The organism is Streptomyces sp. NBC_00454 (assembly GCF_041434015.1).
Classification (GTDB): domain Bacteria; phylum Actinomycetota; class Actinomycetes; order Streptomycetales; family Streptomycetaceae; genus Streptomyces.
On sequence record NZ_CP107907.1, the window covers coordinates 1130569 to 1152583 of the forward strand.

22 protein-coding genes are annotated in these 22015 nt (G+C 71.3%); 10 read left to right on the forward strand and 12 right to left on the reverse strand.

Translation table 11 applies throughout. The annotated features are described in order from the left end of the window. Positions 1-125: 125 nt before the first annotated feature. From OHU74_RS05240 to OHU74_RS05255, 4 genes are all read right to left on the reverse strand, one after another. The gene (locus OHU74_RS05240; protein WP_371614819.1) at positions 126-884 is read right to left on the reverse strand and encodes an SDR family oxidoreductase; all 759 of its coding nucleotides are present in this window, start codon (positions 882-884) and stop codon (positions 126-128) included. 47 nt (positions 885-931) lie between these two features. Then, positions 932-1693, reverse strand: a complete 762-nt coding sequence (gene fabG, locus OHU74_RS05245; RefSeq protein WP_371614820.1) for a 3-oxoacyl-ACP reductase FabG — start codon at positions 1691-1693, stop codon at positions 932-934. Between the two features lie 206 nt (positions 1694-1899). Beyond that, on the reverse strand, positions 1900-2283 hold the full coding sequence (locus OHU74_RS05250) for a DUF3037 domain-containing protein (RefSeq protein ID WP_371614821.1): 384 nt from the start codon (positions 2281-2283) through the stop codon (positions 1900-1902). Continuing rightward, complete coding sequence (locus OHU74_RS05255; protein ID WP_330295231.1) at positions 2280-3119, reverse strand: HipA family kinase; 840 nt, start codon at positions 3117-3119, stop codon at positions 2280-2282. The genes OHU74_RS05250 and OHU74_RS05255 overlap by 4 nt, the downstream gene beginning before the upstream one ends. A gap of 222 nt (positions 3120-3341) precedes the next feature. Here OHU74_RS05255 and OHU74_RS05260 point away from each other — a divergent pair, with 222 nt between their 5' ends. Both OHU74_RS05260 and OHU74_RS05265 read left to right on the forward strand, forming a co-directional pair. Then, a complete protein-coding gene (locus OHU74_RS05260; protein WP_371614822.1) occupies positions 3342-3950 on the forward strand; it encodes a phosphatase PAP2 family protein in 609 nt (202 codons plus the stop codon). Next, positions 3947-4594 carry a phosphatase PAP2 family protein gene (locus OHU74_RS05265; RefSeq protein WP_371614823.1) on the forward strand — a complete coding sequence of 216 codons (648 nt, stop codon included), beginning with the start codon at positions 3947-3949 and terminating at the stop codon, positions 4592-4594. Before OHU74_RS05260 ends, OHU74_RS05265 begins: the two co-directional genes overlap by 4 nt. An 88-nt stretch (positions 4595-4682) precedes the next feature. Here the strand turns inward: OHU74_RS05265 and OHU74_RS05270 are convergent, their stop codons facing one another. Next, positions 4683-5816, reverse strand: a complete 1134-nt coding sequence (locus OHU74_RS05270) for a hypothetical protein (protein ID WP_371614824.1) — start codon at positions 5814-5816, stop codon at positions 4683-4685. Between the two features lie 826 nt (positions 5817-6642). On the opposite strand from OHU74_RS05270, the gene OHU74_RS05275 reads away from it, so the two are divergent. Beyond that, positions 6643-7371 (forward strand): hypothetical protein, encoded by a 729-nt coding sequence (locus tag OHU74_RS05275; RefSeq protein WP_371614825.1) that lies wholly within the window; start codon positions 6643-6645, stop codon positions 7369-7371. Positions 7372-7792: 421 nt separating this feature from the next. On the opposite strand, the gene OHU74_RS05280 is transcribed toward OHU74_RS05275, so the two are convergent. Then, positions 7793-8503, reverse strand: coding sequence for a hypothetical protein (locus OHU74_RS05280; RefSeq protein WP_371614826.1), 711 nt, complete (start codon positions 8501-8503; stop codon positions 7793-7795). Positions 8504-9018: 515 nt separating this feature from the next. Between OHU74_RS05280 and OHU74_RS05285 the strand changes: the two genes are divergently transcribed. After that, a complete protein-coding gene (locus OHU74_RS05285) occupies positions 9019-11616 on the forward strand; it encodes an AAA family ATPase (protein ID WP_371619573.1) in 2598 nt (865 codons plus the stop codon). A gap of 59 nt (positions 11617-11675) precedes the next feature. After that, positions 11676-11966, forward strand: a complete 291-nt coding sequence (locus OHU74_RS05290; RefSeq protein WP_371614827.1) for a hypothetical protein — start codon at positions 11676-11678, stop codon at positions 11964-11966. A 56-nt stretch (positions 11967-12022) separates the two neighbouring features. Here OHU74_RS05290 and OHU74_RS05295 read toward each other — a convergent pair whose 3' ends face one another. After that, positions 12023-12652, reverse strand: coding sequence for a cysteine hydrolase (locus OHU74_RS05295; RefSeq protein ID WP_371614828.1), 630 nt, complete (start codon positions 12650-12652; stop codon positions 12023-12025). Positions 12653-12845: 193 nt separating this feature from the next. Between OHU74_RS05295 and OHU74_RS05300 the strand changes: the two genes are divergently transcribed. Further along, positions 12846-13271 carry a pyridoxamine 5'-phosphate oxidase family protein gene (locus tag OHU74_RS05300; RefSeq protein ID WP_371619574.1) on the forward strand — a complete coding sequence of 142 codons (426 nt, stop codon included), beginning with the start codon at positions 12846-12848 and terminating at the stop codon, positions 13269-13271. Here OHU74_RS05300 and OHU74_RS05305 read toward each other — a convergent pair. Then, positions 13268-14167 (reverse strand): LysR substrate-binding domain-containing protein, encoded by a 900-nt coding sequence (locus OHU74_RS05305; protein ID WP_371614829.1) that lies wholly within the window; start codon positions 14165-14167, stop codon positions 13268-13270. The genes OHU74_RS05300 and OHU74_RS05305 overlap by 4 nt on opposite strands. A gap of 73 nt (positions 14168-14240) precedes the next feature. Here OHU74_RS05305 and OHU74_RS05310 point away from each other — a divergent pair, with 73 nt between their 5' ends. After that, complete coding sequence (locus OHU74_RS05310) at positions 14241-15200, forward strand: DMT family transporter (RefSeq protein ID WP_371614830.1); 960 nt, start codon at positions 14241-14243, stop codon at positions 15198-15200. Positions 15201-15377: 177 nt separating this feature from the next. Here OHU74_RS05310 and OHU74_RS05315 read toward each other — a convergent pair whose 3' ends face one another. Next, the gene (locus OHU74_RS05315) at positions 15378-16709 is read right to left on the reverse strand and encodes an aminotransferase class I/II-fold pyridoxal phosphate-dependent enzyme (protein ID WP_371614831.1); all 1332 of its coding nucleotides are present in this window, start codon (positions 16707-16709) and stop codon (positions 15378-15380) included. A gap of 37 nt (positions 16710-16746) precedes the next feature. Here OHU74_RS05315 and OHU74_RS05320 point away from each other — a divergent pair, with 37 nt between their 5' ends. Further along, positions 16747-17493, forward strand: coding sequence for a pyridoxamine 5'-phosphate oxidase family protein (locus OHU74_RS05320; protein ID WP_371614832.1), 747 nt, complete (start codon positions 16747-16749; stop codon positions 17491-17493). Here the strand turns inward: OHU74_RS05320 and OHU74_RS05325 are convergent. Beyond that, entirely contained in the window at positions 17475-18644 is a 1170-nt protein-coding gene (locus OHU74_RS05325) for a DMT family transporter (RefSeq protein WP_371614833.1), read from the reverse strand. The genes OHU74_RS05320 and OHU74_RS05325 overlap by 19 nt on opposite strands. Before the next feature lie 166 nt (positions 18645-18810). Then, positions 18811-19770: a DMT family transporter gene (locus OHU74_RS05330; RefSeq protein ID WP_371614834.1), complete on the reverse strand. Its 960-nt coding sequence runs from the start codon at positions 19768-19770 to the stop codon at positions 18811-18813. A 181-nt stretch (positions 19771-19951) separates the two neighbouring features. On the opposite strand from OHU74_RS05330, the gene OHU74_RS05335 reads away from it, so the two are divergent. Continuing rightward, complete coding sequence (locus tag OHU74_RS05335) at positions 19952-20380, forward strand: SRPBCC family protein (protein WP_371614835.1); 429 nt, start codon at positions 19952-19954, stop codon at positions 20378-20380. A 128-nt stretch (positions 20381-20508) separates the two neighbouring features. On the opposite strand, the gene OHU74_RS05340 is transcribed toward OHU74_RS05335, so the two are convergent. Continuing rightward, positions 20509-21138: a PadR family transcriptional regulator gene (locus tag OHU74_RS05340; protein WP_371614836.1), complete on the reverse strand. Its 630-nt coding sequence runs from the start codon at positions 21136-21138 to the stop codon at positions 20509-20511. Positions 21139-21313: 175 nt separating this feature from the next. Here OHU74_RS05340 and OHU74_RS05345 point away from each other — a divergent pair, with 175 nt between their 5' ends. Next, positions 21314-21970: a hypothetical protein gene (locus tag OHU74_RS05345; RefSeq protein ID WP_371619575.1), complete on the forward strand. Its 657-nt coding sequence runs from the start codon at positions 21314-21316 to the stop codon at positions 21968-21970. Positions 21971-22015 lie beyond the last annotated feature (45 nt).

Consider the following 22015-nt stretch of genomic DNA (forward strand, 5'->3'; position numbering starts at 1 on the left):
GCGGCAGACCCTACCGCAGTGCCTCACAAATCCAATGGGCAGGTTTCGTGAGGCACTTGACCGAGTTAGTGGGTATTCGGTACGCATTTGCCTCCTCTTGGGAGGCAAATGCGTCCGACTATCGGTCAGTGCACTCCGGCATTGAGGAACATTCCCCCGTCAACGACCAGAGTTTGCCCGGTGATCCATTCCGCTTGTGCAGATGTAAGGAACGCGGCGGCCCCCCCGATGTCCTCCGGGACCCCGAGCCGGCCCAGCGGGTAGGCCGCCGCGGCCTCCTGCTCCCGGCCCTCGTAGAGCGCCTGCGCGAACTTCGTCTTCACCACGGCGGGCGCGATCGCGTTGACCCGGACACCCGGCGCCATCTCGTGGGCGAGCTGCAGGGTCAGGTTGATCATGGCGGCCTTGCTCATCCCGTACGCCCCGATGAAGGGCGAGGCCGAGACCCCGGCGATCGAGGCGATGTTCACGATCGCCCCGCCGTTCTCCTTCTGCCAGGCGTGCCAGGTGCGCTGGGCGAAGCCGAGCGCCGAGATCACGTTGGTCTCGAAGACCTTGCGGGCGACCCCGAGGTCCAGGTCCGCGATCGGTCCGAAGACCGGATTGGTTCCCGCGTTGTTGATCAGGAAGTCGACGCGGCCGAAGGCCTCCATCGCGCGCTCCACGGCGACGGCCTGGTGGGCCTCGTCGTGCGCCTTCCCCGCGACTCCGATCACCCGGTCCGCGCCGAGCCGCTCGACGGCCTCCTTGAGGGCCTCCTCGTTGCGCCCGGTGATGCAGAGCCGGTCCCCGCGTGCCACCAGCGCCTCGGCGATGCCGTAGCCGATGCCGCGGCTCGCGCCGGTGATCAGCGCCACCTTGCCGCTGTCCGTTCCACTGTTCATTGCGCCGCCTGCCCCTTCGTCGCTCATCCGGTCGGTCCCGCCCCTCGTCAGCTGAGCGGGCCGCCGGCCACGTACATGACCTGGCCGGAGACGAAGCCGGCGGCCTCGCCCGTGAAGAAGGCGATCGCGTTGGCCACGTCGTCCGGGCGCCCGACGCGCTGCACAGGGATCTGGGTGGCGGCCGCGGCCTGGAAGTCCTCGAAGTCCATGCCGACCCGGGCGGCCGTGTGGGCGGTCATCTCGGTGACGATGAAGCCGGGGGCGACGGCGTTCGCGGTGATGCCGAACTTGCCGAGCTCGATGGCCAGGGTCTTGGTGAAGCCCTGCAGGCCGGCCTTGGCCGCCGAGTAGTTGGCCTGGCCCCGGTTGCCGAGCGCCGAGCTGCTGGAGAGGCTCACGATGCGGCCGAACTTGGCGGCCACCATGTGCTTCTGACAGGCCTTCGACATCAGGAACGCACCGCGCAGGTGCACGTTCATGACGGTGTCCCAGTCGTTTTCGCTCATCTTGAAGAGCAGGTTGTCCCGCAGCACGCCCGCGTTGTTGACCAGGATGGTCGGGGCGCCGAGCAGGGTCACCACGCGCTCGACGGCCGCCTCCACCTGCGCGCTGTCGGAGACGTCGCAGCCGATCGCGACGGCCGTGCCGCCGGCCGCCGTGATCGCCTCCACGGTGTCCTTGCAGGCCACCTCGTCAAGGTCGAGTACGGCGACCGCCCGTCCTTCGGCGGCCAGGCGCACGGCGGTGGCCGCGCCGATGCCCCGGGCCGCCCCGGTCACGATCGCGACGCGCTGCTCGGTGGTGGACATGCTGGATCTCCTCGCCCTAGGAAAGCGGCTCCCCATGGGTGAGCAACCGCTTAGTAGCTTCAGCTGAGGAGACGCTAGGAGCCCTGGCACCCGGTGTCAACGCCGACCACTTGCAGCCCCGCCGGCGTTTGACGCGCGGGGGCTCGGAGGCAGAGCCCCCGCCACGGCGCCGCACCCGCGCAGCGGGCGGGGGCCCGAGCCGGTGACTACCGGACCAGGAGGCCCAGCAGCCGCTCCACCTCGGCGGCGGGGTCGGCCGTGAGCCCCGTGTGTACGGGGCCCGGCTGCACGACCGTGCTGCGCGGCGCGATCAGCCAGCGGAACCGGCGGCCCGCGTCGTCACTCCCGGCCTGACCGGCGGACTCTCCGCCCGCGCACACGCCCTCGACCCCGCGCAGTGCGGCCCGGATCCCGGCCACGTCGGCCTTCGGGTCCAGGGCGAGGAGCTTGGCCTCGTCGAGGTGGGTGCGCGCAGCCACGTAGGAGTGCGCCCGGCAGTAGACGATCACGCCGGCGTTGAAACACTCGCCGCGCTCCATCCGGGGCACCACGCGCACCAGCGCGTACTCGAACACGTCCCGCTTGGTCACTCGTTGTCGCTCTTGTTCTTCCGGGGACGGGGGTCGAGGCGGTCGGCGAGCCAGCCGGGAGGGCCCGACCGGGGCTTCACCTCGGCCTCCATCGAGATCCTCTCGTGGATCGTGGCCGCGCGCGGCAGCAGCACGTCCACGTAGGCGCGGCGCAGCGCGTCGGTGGAGTCGAAGCCGGGCTCGTCGACCAGCCACTCGTCGGGCACGTCGGCCGCGACCTCGGTGAGCAGCTCCCTCGTGACGAGGGGGGCGAGCGCGGCGGCGGCCGCCGCGATGTCCGGACCGGCCGGGGCCAGCACGTGGTCGGAGGCGTTGTACGGCTTGGCGGCGGCGCTCTCGGCGGTGGGCCAGTTGTGGTGCCAGATCATGGTGGCGCCGTGGTCGATGAGCCACGGGTCCCCGTGCCAGACCAGCATGTTCGGATTGCGCCAGGACCGGTCGACGTTGTTGATCAGGGCGTCGAACCAGACGACGCGCCCCGCCTCGACCGGGTCCACCTGGTAGGCGAGCGGATCGAAGCCGATCGAGCCGGGGAGGTAGTCCATTCCGAGGTTCAGCCCGCCGCTGGCCTTGAGCAGCTCCTGAACCTCCTGATCGGGCTCGCCGAGCCCGATCACGGGGTCGAGCTGCATCTGCACCAGCCGCGGGACGCGCAGCCCCAGCCGCTGGGCCAGCCGGCCGCAGATGACCTCGGCGACCAGGGTCTTGCGCCCCTGGCCGGCTCCGGTGAATTTCATGACATAGGTGCCGAGATCGTCGGCCTCGACGATCCCGGGCAGGGAGCCGCCCTCACGCAGGGGCGTGACGTAGCGGGTCGCGATCACTTCTGTGAGCATTTTCCCAGGCTAACGGGCGGACACCGGTGGCGATCCAGGGTTTTCGCCGAGCGCCCGCCCGGCCTCCCGGCCTCCCGGCCCGCGCCCGCCGGGCCCCTCGGCCATTACCTCACCCTCACCCCCCGATCGTCTACAGTTCAGTAGACCGTCTACGTGATTGTAGTCGCCCGGGCGTTCCGTCCGGCTGCCCCCGACCGCCACCAGAGAGAGGAACGAGGCCCCTTGACGAACACCGCGTACGACGGCGCGGCCATCGACGGCCGCGCCTACCTCGACGTCGTCGACCTCGCCCACCGGGCCCCGGGCTGGCTCGACGGCCTGATCGCCGGCTGGTCGGCCTACGGCCTGGGCGCCTTCGTGCTGCTGATGCTCATCGCCTGGTGGCAGGCCCGCCGCGCGGGGACCCCGGCCGCGGTCACCGCCCTCGCGGTCCCCCTGGTCACCGTCCTCGCCTTCGGCGTCGACTCCCTGCTGAAACTGGCCGTCCGCGAGGACCGGCCCTGCCGGCGGCTGCACGCGGCCACCCTCGAAGCCTGCCCCGCACCCGGCGACTGGTCCTTCCCCAGCAACCACGCCGCCATCGCCTCCGCGGCGGCCTTCGCGCTGCTCCTCGTATCACGCCGGCTGGGCCTCATCGCCCTGGCGGCAGCGATCCCCATGGCGGCTTCCCGGGTCTGGGTGGGCGTCCACTACCCCCACGACGTCCTCATCGGCTTCGCCGTCGGCGCCCTTGTGTCCCTCCTCGCCACCTGGGCCGTGCGCCGCAAGCAGAGCGCGCTCGCCATCCGCCTCGAGCACGGCCCGCTGCGCCGCCTGCTGGCCGCCGGGTGACCCGCCCCGGGGCCGCCCGACGGTGCGGCTGGGCGGCCCTGGCCGCGTCCGCCGCCTTCGCCCTGTTGACCGTGGCGGTGCTCCACGCGCACTCCGGGCCGCTGCCGGGCGACGCGGCGCTGCACCAGTGGTCCCTGGACCACCGGCCCGCCGTCGCCGTGGCACTGTCCCGGGCGATCACCGCCACCGGCACCGGTGTCATCCCCTTCGCGGCGGTCGTCGCGGCGGGCCTGTCCGTGGGCCGCACCCCCGGGCAGCGCGTCACCACCGCCGCCGGACTCGCCCTCTGCCTGGGCGCGGGCCAGGCCCTGCGGTACGCCGTCATGATGCTGGTCGCCCGCCCCCGACCGGCGCTCGGCGACTGGGCGACGCACGCCTCGGGCTGGTCGTTCCCCTCCGGCCACGCCACCACCGGAGCGATGACCGCGGGCCTCCTGATCGCCGCCCTCCTCCTGCGGGGCCCGCGCCTGCCCCGCCTCGCCGCCATCCTGATCGGCCTCTGGGGCGCGGCCGTGGGCCTGACCCGGGTGCACCTCGGCGTGCACTGGTTCAGCGACGTGCTCGGCGGCTGGCTGTTCGCCACCGCCTGGCTGGCCCTGGCCGCCTGCGCGTACCTGCGGCTGACGCGGGACACCGCACGGTGACCGGGCGGCGCATCCTCGTCGTGGAGGACGGCCACGCACTGCGCGCCGTACTTCTGCGCGGCCTGCGCAGCCGGATCAGTGCACCGGATCAGTCCAGGGGTGGCCAGGGACCGGCGAGCAGGCGCTCGGCCTCCGCGACGATCGCTCCGGCCAGCTGCTCGCGCGTGCCGCGCCGGATCGCCGCCCGGTCGTTGTAGGCATCGACCGTGTCGACCAGCGGCCGGAGCGACCGGGGCCTGGCCAGTGCGTCCCAGCCCTCGTACGTGATGACATCACCGCCGGCCCCGGGTGCCAGACTTCCGTTCACGATCAACCGGAGCCACCAGCGCACGAGTTCCCAGCGTGCCGTCTCCCAGGGGAGATCGGTGTCATCGGCGGGAAGGTCCCCGGTCAGGCCCAGCTCGGCCAATGCCTGGTCGAAGAGCGCATCGGCGTTCTCTTGCTCGGTGCGCGAAAGACCGGCGAGCAGCGCGAGCGACTCCGTCTCGAGGTCGAGGGCCAGCGCCGTGAGCCCCGCCTCGATCAGCTGGTGCGGATGGTGCCGTCGGCCGATCAGGCGCTCCAGTGCCAGCATCCGCAGGTATTCGGCAGCCTCCTGCGCGCTGACGGCGTAGGGGGTGTGCGGGGTCGGCATGGCGACGTCGGTGCCGGGACCGCCGTGGACGAAGTACGACCAGAATCCGACGGTCGCACGGGCAGGGAAGCGGCTCGCCCGGCCGGTGAACTCGCGCCGGATGTAGTCGGCGAGGTCGTTCCCGTAGATGATGACGTCGGTCTGGTGGACGGACAGTACGGGGTGGCCGCATTCCCCCGAGGTGCCGGGCAGGTAGCGGTGGCCGTAGACGGGCACCAGCCGCGGGGCGGCCGCCAACTCGGACCGCGCGACCTGCAGCGCCTCGGATGTCCCTGCGGGCCTCGGACTCCAGGCGGGGTGCCAGAAGCCGCTGCGCTCCACGTCGAAGAGCACGCCCTCGACCGGTTGGGCGAGCCGGGCGGCCAGGTCGTCGGGGTCGCCGTTCCGCCAGTCGGGCCACTGCGGCGACCCGCACGGAAGCCCGGCAACGAGAAAGACCCGGTGGTCCGACGAGAAGGTGAAGCCGAACCGCCCCTCGACCGCGTCGAGTTCCCGCTCGCTGAGGCCGGGCCCGATCTCGGCTCGGAGCATGCTCTGAAGGTCCCTTGCGGATTCCAGGGTCAGCGGCGGGGGCGACTGCGCGATCATCCCGGCAGCCTACGGTCCCCCTCGGCGCGGGCCCGGGCTGCCGCCTGGGGGACATCGGCGCGCGAGTACGGTCTCCCGCCCCTGATCCGGCGAGGTACTCGCGGACGCGCAGCAGGCCGCCCAGGCCGTCTCTTCCGGATCTTGCCGGCACCGCGCCGCCCGGCACCGCGCCTCGCCGCGTTGTCGCACCGCGACGGTACGTCCAGCACGGGCCGAGGTCCTCCGCCTTGCGATGCACCGCACCGGACGCCGCGACCCGGCAAGCCTTTCCGGACACGGCACCAGGCATCCCGCATCTTCGGCTCCGCCGATCACCCGATCCCGTTTTCAGCCCCCGGACGACCGCGCCCTCGCGACGCCCCGCTCGACGAGGCCATCGACGGCGCCGTCGCCCGCGCGCACCGTCCAGCCCGACCATCACGGCACCGGGAGAGAAGGCCGCCGCGGCTCCCGACCGGTGCCTCCTCGAGCACAGTTCCAGGGCCCGTTCTCCTGGCGGGCAGCGACCTCGTCCTGACGAGGCGGACCGGGCCGTCTCGTCGCAGAAGACGTACAGGGTGCCCCGCGGACCGGACCGGTCCGGTCCGGGACGCACCCGGACTCCGGCTCGGCCTCGGCGACGGCTCGGGGCAGGACGGACCCGTCGAATGGGCTGCCCGATCTCCAAGGACTGTGAGGCGACGGGCGGCCGAGTGGGGCTCTGGGGGCTGTCCGGGGGAAAAGGCCGGCACTTCAGCGTGCCTGATGATCGTTCAATCCCTCTGGTCGCCATCCTGTCGACTGAGACTCAGGATCCGGACTTCAGGGACGACGAAAGGTTGGCCGAATGAAGCTCACCAAGCGGCTTGTCACGATCAGCACCGCCGCGACGGCAGCGGTACTCCTCAGCGCCGGCGGAGCCCAGGCACAAGACGACGGGGATTTCCTCTCGTTCCTCGGCAGCACAACACTCCCCCAGGCCTCAACCCCGGTCCAGGTCGGACACGGAAACACCTACATCGGCACCCAGAACATCAACACCAACAACAACATCGGCGGAGGCGTGAACAACAACAATAACAACAACAACGGCGGAGGCAGTACTCAATCGCACGACGATGAAGACTCTGGGCTCTCCTCGCTTCTGCGCAAGGCGGCACTCGTTCCAGCCTCATACTCGGTGCAGGTCGGAGAGGGTAACAGCTACACCGAAACCCAGAACAACAACACCAACAACAACACCGGTGGAGGAACGAACAACAACAATAACAACAACGGCGGAGGCGTGAACAACAACAACAATAACAACAACACCGGCGGGGGGACGAACAACAACAATAACAACAACAACGGGGGCGAGGGGACGAATAATAACAACAACAATAACAATGGCGGCGCCGCCACAGACAAGGCCACCGACGCTCACGACGACGCCGAAATGCGAAGTGCCGGAGGAGTCCGAGCGCTTATCGACGACGCGACACGCTCCCACCTTCAAACCTGCTATCCGATTGAGCACCTCGGACTGGGCGACACCTACGTCGGCACTCTGAACATCAGCTGCAATCAGCATTAAGGGTGCCGGCCCGGCAGGGAGCGGCAGGGTGGCACGGAAGAAGTCGCGTGCGCCGACCCTTTCCACGGGTGGGGCAGCGCAGAAATCACGGCGGAAAGATCGCCACAAGTGCGGGCTCGGCTCGCGAGCCCGTCAATGGCGGGCCTGACGCCCATCCGGGTCAGCTCCTGCCCTTCGCAAGCGATTTCCGCCCCTACCGCCGCCCCTTGAACGCAGCAGGCGGAGTCCCCACCACGGGGCCACAGGACCGGGCTACGCCGACACGATCCCCTCCCGCCCCGAGCGCCTGTGTCGGCCCATGCCGTGGACGTGCAGGCACCGGCCAACCGGCTCCACCCTCTGCCATCCGCCCACAACAGGGCGCGCACGTGACAATCCGGCGGCCTGGTGAATTCGAACACCGGCCGCCGGATTTTGACGTTCAGTTGTTGTTGTTGTTATTGTTCGCAGCCCCACCGCCATTGTTGTTGTTATTGTTGTTGTTGGCTCCGCCTCCACCGTTGTTATTGTTGTTATTGTTGTTGGCTCCGCCCTTGCCGCCGTTATTGTTGTTATTGTTGTTGTTCGCTCCCCCGCCTCCGTTGTTGTTGTTATTGTTGTTGTTCGCTCCGCCTCCGCCACCGTTGTTATTGTTATTGTTGTTGTTGGCTCCGCCTCCACCGTTGTTATTGTTGTTATTGTTGTTATTATTGTTGGCTCCGCCTCCGCCGTTATTGTTGTTATTGTTGTTGTTGGCTCCGCCGCCTCCGTTGTTGTTGTTATTGTTGTTGTTCGCTCCCCCGCCGCCTCCGTTGTTGTTGTTATTGTTGTTGTTCGCTCCGCCTCCACCGTTATTGTTGTTGTTATTGTTGTTGGCCCCGCCCTTGCCGCCGTTATTGTTGTTGTTATTGTTGTTGGCCCCGCCCTTGCCGCCGTTATTGTTGTTGTTATTGTTGTTGGCCCCGCCCTTGCCGCCGTTATTGTTGTTGTTATTGTTGTTGGCTCCGCCCTTGCCGCCGTTGTTATTGTTGTTATTGTTGTTGTTCCCGCCCTTGCCCCCGTTGTTGTTATTGTTGTTGTTGTTGTTTCCTCCACCGCCGCCGTTGTTGTTATTGTTGTTATTGTTCCCGCCGTCGTCAGTCGGCACCGTCACGTGCGCGACCGTCGGCGTCGTTGCAGCAAAGGCGAATGAGGGCACCGCAGCGCCCCCCACGGCCAGAGCAGCCGATGCAGTCAGCATCGCCGCACGCTTTGCGAACTTGTTGAGCATGACGATTCCTTTCCGTATGAACCCTGCCGGTTCGCACCCCAGCCTCGGCATCACAGGCCATCACCCGCGGCGCTCGCTCGGACTCCGGATTCGCTGCCGGAGTCATTCACAGGAGGCGCGGGCTCGACGGCATGCCAAACGGCATGCCTTGCACGGGGGCCGGTGGGACATGCGAACCAGACAGACCCGGGTTCTGGAACTCTTTCGCCAGGATGCTCCGCGGTAGCGGGTGGCACATCGGGCAAACACCCCAGATTCGACCCCGGCTCACCCCAAATTCCCCTCCGGCACGCCCCACATCCCCCATGGGCTCCCGTAGCGCCGGCGCCGCCGCCGACCCCTCCCACTCGGTCTGGATCTTTTGCGCGGCTCCTACCGGGGGAGGAAACTAGCTGGTGATGGACCTGCTAGAGCGAGAGGCCGTGCTCCAGGCCCTCGTCGGTCACCTGCAAGCGACCGAGAGCGGCCCAGGACGTCTGGTCCTTTTGCGTGGCGAAGCCGGGATCGGCAAGACCGCCGTCATCCGGCGTCTGGCACAGCTGGCCGATCCCCACATCCGGGTCCTGATCGGCGCCTGTGACCCGCTGGCCACGCCCCGCCCCCTCGGCCCCCTGATGGACCTGGCCCCGCGGCTGGGCCCGACGGTACGCACTTCCCTGGCCGGGGCCCTGGCCGGCACCTGCCGTACCGATGAGGTCTTCGACTGCCTGCTCGCGGACCTGAGCACCTGTCCCGGCCTCCTGGTGGTGGAGGACGTCCACTGGGCCGACGAGGCCACGCTGGACCTGCTCCGCTATCTGGTCCGGCGGCTGCCGAGCGTTCCGGCCCTGGTCGTGGTCACGTACCGCGACGACGAGATCGGCCGCACCCACCATCTGACCGGCCTCCTCGGCACCCTGGCCGGCTATCCGTGGGTGTACCGCCAGGATCTGGCGCCCTTGAGCCGCCGGGCCGTGGCCCGCCTCGCCGGCGGACACGCCGTCGATGCCGAGCGGCTCTACCACCTCTCCGCCGGAAATCCGTTCATCGTGACCGAGGTCCTGGCCGCCCCCACCGAGCCCGTACCGGCCACGGTGCGCGAGGCCGTCGCCGGTCGCCTGGCCGGCCTCTCGGCCCCCGCGCGGACGGTCGTCGACGTACTGGCCGTTCTGGGGCGCCAGGTGTCGCTGCAGCTGCTGGCCCGCATCCTGCCGACCCCGGAGGAACCGCTCGATGAGGCCGTGGCCTGCGGAATCGTGTGCACCGACGGGCAGGTGACCGAGTTCCGCCACGAGCTCACTCGCCTCGCGGTGCTCGATGCCGTCCCCGTCGCGAGCCGCCTGCGCGTACACCGGCAGGTGCTGGCGGTGATGCGGTCCGCTCCGATCGCCGCGAACGATCTGGCGCTGCTCGCCGATCACGCCGAGGGCGCCATGGATCCGACGGCCGTGCTGGAGTACGCGCCCGCGGCGGCCGCCCACGCCTCCTCGTCGGGGGCGTACCGGGAAGCTGCCGCCCAGTACGCCCGCGCACTGTCGTACGCCGGCCGCCTGCCACCCGACGAGTCGGCCTCCCTGCTGGAGGGCCATGCGCGGGCCTGCCTCCTGTCCGGCGGGCTGGACGAGGGGATCGCTTCAGGGCGTACGGCCCTCAGGCTGCGCCGTGCGCTGCGCGACCGGCTGCACGAGGGCGACGACCTGCGCTGGCTGTCGGGCTGGCTGTGGCCGGCCGGGCGGGCCGCCGAGGCCCGAGCCACGGGCCTGGAGGCCGTACGGGCGCTCGAAGCGCTGGGGCCGAGCCGGGAGCTGGCCCGGGCGTACCTGAACCTGTGCCGGTTGGCCTGCTACGGGCACGAGGGGGTGGAGGCGACCGCCGCCTACGCCGGGAAGGCGATCGCGCTGGGCGAGCGCTTCGGCGATGCGGGCGTACTCGTACAGGCCAGGTTCCATGCCGCGGCGGCCCGCATGCTGTGCGAAGGGGAAGGCTGGGAGGAGTGCGAACACGCGCTGGCCGAAGCCATGGCCCAGGATCTGCCGGTGGACGCGGGCCTCCTGGCGGTCGTCACCTGCTGGTTCACCGCGCTGCAGCGTGATGCCGTGCGGACCACCGCGGCGCTGAGCCGGGCGGAGTCCTACTGTCTGGACCGCGACCTGCTGTCCTACCTGTTGTGCACGAGGGCCTGGGGAAGCTGGGGGCTCTTGAACCGGGGCCTGTGGGTCCCGGCCGCCGATGCCGCGCAGGCCGTGCTGTCCCATCCCGGCTCCCCGCCCGTCGCCCGGTCCGTGGCCCTGACCGTCCTGGGCCTCGGACAGGCCCGGCAGGGCAAGGCCCGGGTGTGGCCGCTGCTGGAACGGGCGGCGGGCCTGGTCGACCCGAGCTGTCTGCTGGACACGGGCCTGGGCCGGGAGGCCGGGGTCGAGGCGGCCTGGCTGGTCGGTGACCACGAACTGGTGCGGGCGGAGGCCGGGCGCGCCCTGGCCACGCTGAGGGAGCAGGGGCGCGACCACCCCTGGCTGTCCGGACCCCTGGCCTGCTGGATCCGGCGCGCCGGAGGAACCCCGCCGCCGGTGCCGGCCGCCGGGCCCTACGCGCTGGAGCTGGCCGGCGACTGGGCCGGCGCCGCGGCACTGTGGGACAGGCTCGGCTGCCCGTACGATGCCGCGCTGGCCCGCCTGTCCGGCGACGTACCCGCTCTGCACCAGGCCCTGGCCGCCTTCGAGGCCCTCGGTGCCCGGTCTGCGGTGGTGCGCACCCGCGCCCTGATGCGTACCCGCGGTGTCCGCCCGGTCCGGCGGGGCCCGCGGGCGGCGACCCGGGCCAATCCGTACGGGCTGACCAACCGGGAGCTGGACGTCCTGAAGCTGCTGGGCGAGGGCCTGTCGGATGCCGAGATCGGCGCCCGCCTCTACATCACGCCCAAGACCGCCGGACATCACGTGGGCGCCGTACTGACCAAACTGGGCGTCCACACCCGCCACGAAGCCGCCCGCAGGCTCCTCCGGTCCGAGCTCAGGTGATGAGGATGAAGAGAGCAACCCTTCGGCGTACCGGCCTTGCGACTGCGGCCTGCTGCTGCATGGCACTCGGCGCATGGGGCGCACCGGCGAGCGGGGCGGCCGGCCCGTCCCGGAGTGCGCAGGCCGCGCCCTCGGCGTCGGTGCCCCGGTGCTACGCGACGCGGAGCAGCCCGGAGTGGGTGGTGTGCTACCGGACTTCGTTGAAGGCGGAGTACCGGCACGGGAAGATCGTCTACATCCCCGTGCTCATCCAGGTGCCCACGCCGTCGCCTCCGCCGCCGGTGATCATCGTGGACAGTCTGAACGACATTCGCCCGTCCGGCGGCGACGGCGCAGGCAGCGGCACCTGACCCGAGCAGCGGCTCGGCGGGTCAGCCGGACAGCGGGGTCAGCGAGGTCAGCCCGGTCAGCGGGTCGACTCGCTGCCGGCCGCCAGCCACTGTTCGATCAGCGCTTCGGCGGTGGTGATGGTCGCCACCAGGGAAAGGGAGTTGCGGATCACCTCGGCGGTGCAGGCGGCGGGCACCCCGGCGATGGCGTCCGAGGGGACGACCACCTGGTAGCCGAGGTTCACCGCGTCGAAGACGGTGTTCGGGATCGCGATGTTCGAGGACACTCCGGTGACGACGAGGGTGCGGATGCCGAGGTTGCGCAGCAGCGCGTCCAGGTCGGTCCCGGCCATCGGGGAGAGCCCGTGCAGTCGGCGCACCACCAGGTCCTGTTCGGCGACCGTGATGGGGGCGGCGACCTCGACGGCCGGACTGCCGGTCAGCTGGCGCACCGGAAGTCTTCCGGCGGCCCGGAACAGCCGGGCGTTGGTATTGGCCGCGAGCCCGTCCGGCCGCCGTTCGGCGACCGCGTGCAGCACCTGCACCCCGGCCCCGCGCGCGGCCTCGACCAGCGCGGCGACCCGGTCCAGCATTCCGGAGTCCCGGGCCTCCTTGGCGAGTTCCGGCAGGGCGCTCTCCTCGCCGACGACTCCGCTCTGGCACTCGACGGTGAGCAAGGCGGTGGTGGCTGGATCTGGTTCGGCCATGGCTCCCCCTGGCGTGACGACGCAAGAGCCCGCATGATTCCTGACACACAGTCAGATGTGAAGGGGTGCGGAACGGATGGCGGACCAGGTGACGGACCAGGTGGACGAGGCGCACACGGACGGGGCCCACGCGGACAGGACGCACCCCGACGGGAGCCACCCGGACAGGGCGCAGCGGCGCGGCCGCCGCATCATGATGACCGGCGAGGAGCTGGACGCCTTCCTGCGCGAACAGCGCACCTGCCGGGTGGCCACGGTCTCCCCGGACGGGCGCCCGCACGTGGGCGCGCTCTGGTTCGCCTGGGACGGCACCTCGTTGTGGCTGTACTCGATCACCCGCAGCCGGCGCTGGTCCGACCTGCGCAAGGACCCCCGGATCTCGGTGGTCGTGGACTCGGGCGAGGCCTACGACGAACTGCGCGGCGTGGAGCTGTCCGGCAACGCCGTCTTCGTGGGCGAGGCCCCGCGTACGGGAGAGCCGTGCGAGGAGCTCGCCGAGCCGGAACGGATCTTCCCGGTGAAGAACTTCGGGATCGAGGAGATGCCGCACGACGGGCGGCACGCCTGGATCCGGCTGACCCCGGAGTCGATCGTCTCCTGGGACTTCCGCAAGATCTAAAGAGAGCCGGCGGTCTGCCGGAGGGCTTCGACGGCGGCCCGGATCGACGGCCGCCGGTCGGCGTCCGCCCGCCAGACCGCGTACACGTGACGGCGTACGGTGTCGCTCACCGGCAGCAGCCGGACCCCGTCGGGCACCGGCCCGCGCCCCAGCCGGGGGGTCACGCACACCCCGAGCCCGGCCTCGACGAAGGCCAGCTGGGTGTGGTGCTCCTCGGCGATGTGCGCGATCCGGGGCTCGATACCGGTACCGCGCAGGGTGTGGACGAGCCACTCGTGGCAGAACTGCCCCTCGCTCCAGGAGATCCAGTCGTCTTCGCGGAACTCCGCGAGGGAGACCTCCGCCCGGCCGGCGAGGGGATGGCCGGCCGGCACCGCGATGTCCACGGAGTCGTCCAGCAGGTGCGTCCGGGTGAGCTCCCCCGGCACCGGCATCCGCTTGTTGTGCCAGTCGATGGCCAGGGCCAGATCGAGGTCGCCCCGCACCACCGCGGCCATGCCCTCCGCCGGCTCCTGTTCCCTCACGCGGGGGCGCAGTTCGGGGTGGTCGACGCGCAGGGCGGCCAGGACCGGGGGCAGCAGGCCGCGCATGGCGGTCGGGAAGGCGCCGATCCGCAGCTCGCCCACGGCGCTGCCGCGCCGGGCCTCGACGTCGGCCTGGGCGAGCTCGACCCGGGAGATGATCCGGGCCGCGTGGTCGGCCAGGAGCCGGCCCGCGTCGGTGAGCCGGACCCCGCGCCCGCTCTTGGCCAGCAGCGGCTGGCCGACCTCGCGCTCCAGCTTCGCCATCTGCTGGGACACGGCGGAAGTGGTGACGTGGAGCCCGTCGGCGGCGCCGCTGACCGAGCCGTGGCGGGCGAGGGCGTCGAGGGTGCGCAGTCGCTCCAGGTTCAACATGTAAGTGATGCTACGCCGTCACCCACAAAAACTCTCGCTTGTCCTAAGAGGTCGGCAGGGCCAGAGTGAGGCCATGAGCGCTCCCACGGCCCCCCGCCCGTCCCTCTCCCAGACCCCTGCGGCCAACCGCGTCGCTCCCGCCGCTCCCGCCACCGCCGGACGGCTGGACTGGCGCCTGCGCTTCGCGATCCTCTCCGTGATCTGGGGCTTCAGCTTCCTCCTGATCAAGGTGGGCACCGAGGCGTACGCCCCCTTCCAAGTCGCCCTCGGCCGGGTCTTCTTCGGCGCGCTCGCCCTGCTCACCGTGCTCCTGATCCGCCGCGAACCGCTCCCCCGGGGCCGGCGCACCTGGGCCCACCTGACGGTGGCCGCACTGCTGCTCAACACCGCCCCCTTCTCGCTCTTCGCGTACGCGGAGCTGAGCATCCCCTCCAGCCTGGCGGGCATCTGCAACGCCACGTCCCCGCTGTGGGGCATGGCCCTGTCCCTGGTCGCCCTCTCCGAGGACCGCCCGACCCGGCGCCGCTTCGCCGGCCTGGGCCTGGGGTTCCTCGGCGTGCTCACCGTCCTCGGCGCCTGGCAGGGCTTCTCGGGCATCGACGCCAAGGGCACCGCGCTCGCCCTGCTGGCCGCGCTCTGCTACCCGATCGGCTGGATCTACGTCCGCCGCACGCTGGCCTCCACCCCCGGCTCCCCGGTCGCCCTGACGGGCGCGCAGCTCCTGGTCTCCACCCTCCAACTCGCCGCGGTCAGCGCCCTGTTCACCACGGCTCCGAGCTCCTTCCCGCTCTGGCCGACCCTGTCCGTGATCGCCCTGGGCGCACTGGGCACCGGTCTGGCGCTGCAGATGCAGTACGGGCTGGTCACGGAGATCGGCCCGACCACCGCGCAGATGGTCACGTACTTCATCCCGGTCATCGCCACCACTGCGGGCGTCCTCCTGCTGGACGAACAGCTCCACTGGAACACCCCGGTCGGCGCCGCCGTCGTCCTGGCGGGTGCGGCGCTCAGCCAGGCCCGCCGCCGCCAGTAGCCGGAACGGCGGGCTGCACGGCGGGCGGTACGGCTCCCCGCGCATCGGGTCCGGCATCGACATCGGGATCGGATGCGGGTCCGGCCTCGATGTCGACGTCGGATGCGGGTCCGGCCTCGATGTCGACGTCGGATGCGGGTCCGGCCTCGATGTCGACGTCGGCCCGGGTATCGCCCCTCAGCCGAAGCGCCCCCCGCCCGTCGGCCGCACCGCCGCGGCCACCGCGTCCGCCAGCGCCGGCAGGTCCGGGAGCGAGAGCCGCGACACCGTCATCCGTACGCCCGGCGCCGATTCCACCCGGAACCGGCTTCCCGCGGACACCGCCCAGCCCGCGCCCAGCAGCCTCGTGACCACCGCCGTCTCGTCGGCGACCGGCACCCACACGTTCATCCCGCTGCGCCCGCGCGCCGGTACGCCGCGCTCCGCGAGCTCGGCGATCAGTCCCTCGCGCCGCGCCCCGTAGGACCGTGCGACCGCCGTCCGGTCGACCGCCCCGGCGTTCCACAGTTCCACCACCGTGTACTGGAGCAGCCGGCTGACCCATCCCGGGCCCAGCCGCTGCCGGCCCCGCACCCGGTCGAGCGTCACTGCGTCGCCGGTCAGCAGGGCGAGCCTCAGGTCGGGCGCGTACGCCTTCGCCGTGGAGCGGATCAGCACCCAGTGCCGGGTCACCCCGCCCAGGGAGTGCAGCGGCAGGTCCACGAGGCCGTGTCCGTGGTCGTCGTCGATGACCAGCACCTCCGGATGCCCGGAGAGCACCGACCGCAGTTCCGCCGCCCGCTCCGCGCTCACCAGCGCCCCGGTCGGGTTCTGCGCCCGGGCCGTCACGAGCAGCGCCCGCGCGCCCTCCGCCAGCGCCCGCTCCACCGAGCCGGGCAGCGGGCCCTCGTCGTCCACTGCCACCGGGAGCACCCGCAGCCCCAGCGCGGGGACCAGGTCCAGCACGCTCCCCCACCCCGGGTCCTCGACCGCCACCGCGTCCCCGGGCCGCAGGTGCGCGGCCAGCACCCGTTCGATGCCGTCCAGGGCGCCGGAGGTCACCGCCACCGCCCCGGCCGGCACCCCCTCCGCGTCGAAGGCGGCCCTGGCGAGGCGCGCCAGTTCGGGAACCACCGGATCCTGCCCGTAGAGCGTCGGTTCCGCGGCGTACCGGCGCGCCGCGCCCGCCAGCGCCCCGTCCAGCGCGGGCAGCAGCCGTACGTCCGGATTGCCGGAGGCGATGTCGCGCACCCCCTCGGGGAAGGGCATCCGCAGCTCGTCGCGCGGTGCGCTCGCCGGGCGGGCCCGGACCCGGCTGCCGCGCCGCCCGTCGGTCTCGATGACCCCGCGGTCGCGCAGCGTGCGGTATGCCGCGGCCACGGTGTTGGGGTTCACCCCGAGCACACCGGCGAGCTCCCGCATCGGGGGCAACAGGGCTCCCGGCTGCAGCGCGCCCGATCCGACGCCCGCTTCGACACTGGCCGCGATTTCCGATGCGCGACGCCCAATGATCAGATAATCTCCTAGCACAAAGCCAAGTATGCACTAGTACAACGGAGTCCGCACCATGAGCGCCACGCCCGACACGGAGACGATCCCGGACCCCGCCGCGGAACCCGCCACGGCGACGACCGCGACCACGGACACAGCCACGACCGCGGCCATCGGGTACGAGCCCACCGACCGCACCGTCCCGACCCGGGCCCGCGACCGTGCCCGCTACGACCGCGAGACCGTGCACTCGATACTCGACCAGGCCTACCTCTGCCACCTCGGCTTCGTCCGCGACGGCGCCCCGGTGGTCCTGCCGACCCTCTTCGGCCGGGTCGGCGAGACCCTCTACATCCACGGCTCCACCGGCTCCCGCCCCCTCCTCGCCGCCGGCAAGGCCGACCCGGGACTGCCCGTCTGCCTGACGGTGACGCACGTCGACGGCCTGGTCCTGGCCCGCTCGGCCTTCCACCACTCGATCAACTACCGCTCGGTGGTCGTGCACGGCATCGCCTACGAGGTCACCGACCCCGAGGAGTGCCGGATGGCGCTCGACGCCCTCGTGGACCACGTCGTACCGGGCCGCTCCGCCGATTCGCGGCCCGCCAACGCCAAGGAGCTCGCGGCCACCGCCGTGATCCGCCTGGACCTGAACGAGGTGTCCGCGAAGCTCCGTACGGGCGGCCCGAACGACGACCCCCAGGACCTGGGGCTGCCGTTCTGGTCGGGCGTGGTCCCGGTCGCACCGGCGTACGGGATCCCGATCCCGGCGGCGGACCTGACCGCCGGGATGGCCACCCCGGACTACATCGCCGCGCTCTGAGGCTCAGGGGCGGGCCGGACCTCCGGCCCGCCCACACCCACACCCCCGCCCACGCCGCCGGAACCGGCCCCCGGCCCGCCGGCACTCCCGCCCGCCGACCCCCGCGACTCGGCGGCGATCAGCGCGCCCACGGCGGTCAGCAGCAGTACGGTGCCCAGCACCACCGCGCCGGTCAGCCTCTCCCCGAGCAGCAGGACGGCGATCACCGCCGCACTGACGGGCTCGATCAGCATGATCACGGACACCGTCGCGGAGCGCACTACGGCGGCCCCGCTGAAGTAGAGCGCGTACGCCAGCACGGTCGGCACGGTGGCCATGTACACGAGCAGCCACAGCACCCGTACCGGTTCGGCGGTGTGCGCGACGAGCCCCTCCAGGGCGGCGAGCGGCAACAGGCACACGGTGCCCACCCCCACCGACCAGGCGGTGGTGACCAGCGGATCCCCGCCGGCCCCGCGCTGCCCGAGCAGCCGGGCCCGCAGGGTCATCGCCGCGTATCCGGCGGCGGACAGCAGTGCCCAGCCGACGCCGAGCGGCCGGACCTCACCGCCTCCGCTGCCGAGGACCAGTACGGCCAGCCCGGCCAGCGCCCCGGCGACGGCGGCCACCCCGCCCCGGCCGAGCCGCTCCCCCATCCAGTGGCGGGCGCCGAGCGCGATGAGCACCGGCCCGGCCCCCAGGGTGACCACGGTGCCGACGGCGAGGCCGGTCTCGCGGACGGCGGCGAAGTAGGCGGACTGGAAGAGCGTGAACAGCAGCCCGGTCCCGATCAGAGACCCCACCGAGGGCCCCGACCGGACCTCCGCCCCGGACCGCCGGAACCGGCCGGAGGCCCAGGACCCCCGGGACCCCCGGGAGCCCCAGGAGCCCCGGGAGCCCCAGGAGCCCCGGGAGCCCCAGGTGCCCCGGGAGCCCCAGGCCCGCCGTGCACCCCGTACGGCGAGCACGGCGAGCAGCACCGCCAGCCCGCCCGCGCACCGCCAGAACGACAGGGCGAGGGGGCCGAGGTCACTGGCGAGGAAGAGCAGCGAGGCCGCCGCCCCGGCCGTGCCCCAGGCAGCTCCGGCGACGACGAGGTAGAGCAGACCGCGACCGGTGGAGGGTCCGGGGGAAGCAGGCCCCGGCAGGGAAGAGCGTGAATGGTTCGACACGAGAGGTCTCCGCGCGTGCGTGAAGGATGAAGGAAGCAGGACTCATCGCTTCGCGGACAGCGCGAACCCGCCCGGGACACGACCCGGGCCGGGTTCTCTACGTGGTGGCAGCCGCCCGCGCTAGGAGGCGGGAGGCGGAAGCACGGTCTGCGGCATGTCCCGGACTCTAGACCTTGCTCGGATCGCGGTCCAGCGCGGCCACCGGCTCCGCGGTACCCGGCGCGACCGGCCGGGAGGTCTGGGCGATGAACGCCCCGCCCAGTACCAGCGCGCCGCCGACGATCTGCCAGGTCGCGAGGTGCTCGCCCAGCAGCACCCAGGCCAGTACGGTCGCCACGACCGCCTCCAGGCAGGCCACCACCCCCGCGACCTGCGGCGACAGCTTGCGTACGGAGACCACGCCGGTCAGGTACGCGAACACGGTGGCGATCAGGATCACCCACCCCAGCAGCACCAGCGCCGGAACCCTCAGATCGCCGACCGCCGCGTAGCCGCTGAGCACCTGCCAGTCGATCTGCCACGGGCGGGCGATGACGGTCATCACGAGGGCGCCGACGATCATGCCGTACGCGATCACGCCCATCGGGTCGGGCACGTCGTCCCCGTCGCTGCCCTGGTCGGCGAAGACGAAGTAGAAGGCCTGGCAGCAGGCGGCCGCGAGGCCGAGCAGCACCCCGAGCAGGTCCAGGCTCAGCCCGGCCCAGATCTGGACCACGCAGGCGAGGCCCACGACGGCCACGGCGGCTCCGGCCGCGGCGGACCGGGTCACGGGCTTGCGCTGCACGAAGCGGATCCAGCCGAGCAGCAGCGCGGGGCCCAGGTACTCCAGGAGCAGGGCCACGCCGACCGGGATCCGGGACAGGGAGGCGAAGTAGAAGGCCTGGACCCCGGCCACCGCGACGAGCCCGAAGCCGGCGAGCAGCAGGGGTTTGCGGCGTACGAGATCGCGATGGCGCCAGGCCAGCGGGGACAGCACGAGAGCCGCCCCGGCCACCCTGAGCCAGACCATGTGGAGCGGGTCCAGACCCGCCTCGATCAGCGGCTTCGCCGCCACACCCGAACCACCGAACGCGATCGCCGAAACGAGGGCGAGGCCCAGTCCGGAACGTTTCCCTGACGCTTGCATCCGGACATCATGACAGGGCCCGTCAGGAGCGACACGGCGGTGACACCTGTTGAGACGCAGTCGACACCGGGTGCGGCCGGGCCCGGCCCGTACCTCAATATCTGACAGGTCGTCAGTCTTGAATGTTGCGTCCGCCCCGACTACGTTCCGCCGCACGTACCTGACGAGAAGGGGTGGTCGCATGGCTGAAGTCACCGCGGAATCACGCATCGAGGCGTCCGCCGCGAAGCTCTGGTCCCAGCTGACCGACTGGGACGCTTACGGCCAGTGGAGCATGACCCACACCAACTTCCCGAAGGGCGGTCCCGAGACCCTCGCGATCGGGTCCACCTTCGCCGAGAACATGAAGATGATGGGCTTCCCGGCCGAGGTCCTGTGGACGATCTCGGAGCTGGAGGAGGAGCGTGTCATCGCCATCACCGGCAAGGGCCCGATGGGCGTGGCCGTCCTGACCCGGTACACCCTGATCCCCGACGGCGAGGCCACCACGGTCCGCATCGACGGAGAGTTCACGGGCGCCGCGGTCTCCCTGATGGCGGGCAAGCTCAAGGACTCGGCCACGGCCGCCCTGAACGAGTCCCTGCGCAAGCTCGCGGGCCTCGTAGCCTGACCACCGGCCGCCCCACCCGGACCTGCGTCCACCCGTACGTCCACCCCCCATCCGTCCATACGACAGCGCGCCCCGCGAGAAACCTCGCGGGGCGCGCTGCTGTGTGCGGGAGGTCCCGCCGGCCGGGCTCAGTGCTCGTCGGCCAGGATCAGGTAGAGCTTCTTGCGGGCGTCGTTGATGACCGCGAGGGCCTTCTCCCGCTGTGCGGGGGTGCCGGTCTTGAAGACCTGGCCGAAAGCCTCCATCAGACCGAAGCCGGCCGTCCGGATCTCGTTCATCGCCTCGAAGTCGAAGCCCCGCCCGGCTTCCGCCCAGGGGGCGTCCGGACCGGACTCGGCCTCGGTGCGGCCGGCGTCGGTGAGCGTGAACAGCTTCTTGCCGCCCTCGCTCACGCTCGTGATGAGCCCCTCGTCCTCGAGCATCTGCAGGGTCGGGTAGACCGACCCGGGGCTGGGCTTCCACGCCCCGCCGCTGCGCTCGCCGATCTCCTGGATCATCTCGTAGCCGTGCATCGGCCGGTCGGTGAGCAGCGCCAGGATCGAGGCGCGCACATCACCCCGCCGGGCCCGGCCACGCGGTCCGCCGCGCCCGCCCCGCCCACCGAAGGGCCCGCCACCGAAGGGCGGCCCGAACGGCCCGAAGGCGGCACGCCGCCCCTGGAACTCCTCCCGACGGTCCGGCCCGCAGTGGCCGTGACCCCGCCCGTGCTCGTGGTCGTGATCGTGTCCGCGTCGTTCGTTCTGTCCGTGTGAACGCATGACTGCGCTCCTTTCGTCATTCGGTGATCTGGTTGTCGCTGTTGCGATGCCTCTACTATCGCTGACCCATCGCGATGCGTCAACGATATATCGGAAACAACCTCACCGAACAGCCCCGCCGTAATCGGGAGGCGCGATCGGCGACGGATGGGGAACACTTCGCCGGGTGATCGTTATGCAGCCCGTCCTGGAGATGAACACCCCCGATGACTTCGGCCTCTGGCCCGTCCTCCAGGCAGAACGGGGCACCTTCCTCCCCCTCAGCGGTGGACTCTCACCCATCGAGATCGGGACGGCGCTCATGCGCATCGCCGCCTGCAACGACGTGGACCCCGCGGACGACGGCGACCTCCCGCCCCGGCCGGCCGATCCCCTCGGCGGCTTCCTCCACGGACTGCTGAACCTCGACAGCCCCTACGCCGCGGGCGGCCTGCGCGTCACGGACACCTCCACGGGCATCGTCTTCCCGCCCGGCTGCTGTGACGGACTGGATGACTGGCACGACTGGTACAAGGTCGTCGACGCAAGCGGCGTGGTCGGGTACGGCCACGGTCCGGAATCGTTGCTGGCCAAGCGCGTCGGGGACACCGTCCGCCTCACCACCGACACCGACCAGGACGGCAGCTCAGTGATCGAACTGCCGGTCACCGAGCTCCGCCGTCTGCTCACCGACGCAGAGCGCGATTTGACCGAGTTCCTCGCGGCGGCAACGGACTGGCTCTCCGAGCACCTGCCCGAGCACTCCGTTCCTCTGACCGCCGCCCTCGCCCGCGCCCTCGTCCTTCCCGCGCCGGCCGTACCGCCGGCCCCCCTCGACACGGAACGGGCGTGACCACCGGCATGCGCCTGACCCCCATGAGGGACAGCACCGAAGCCG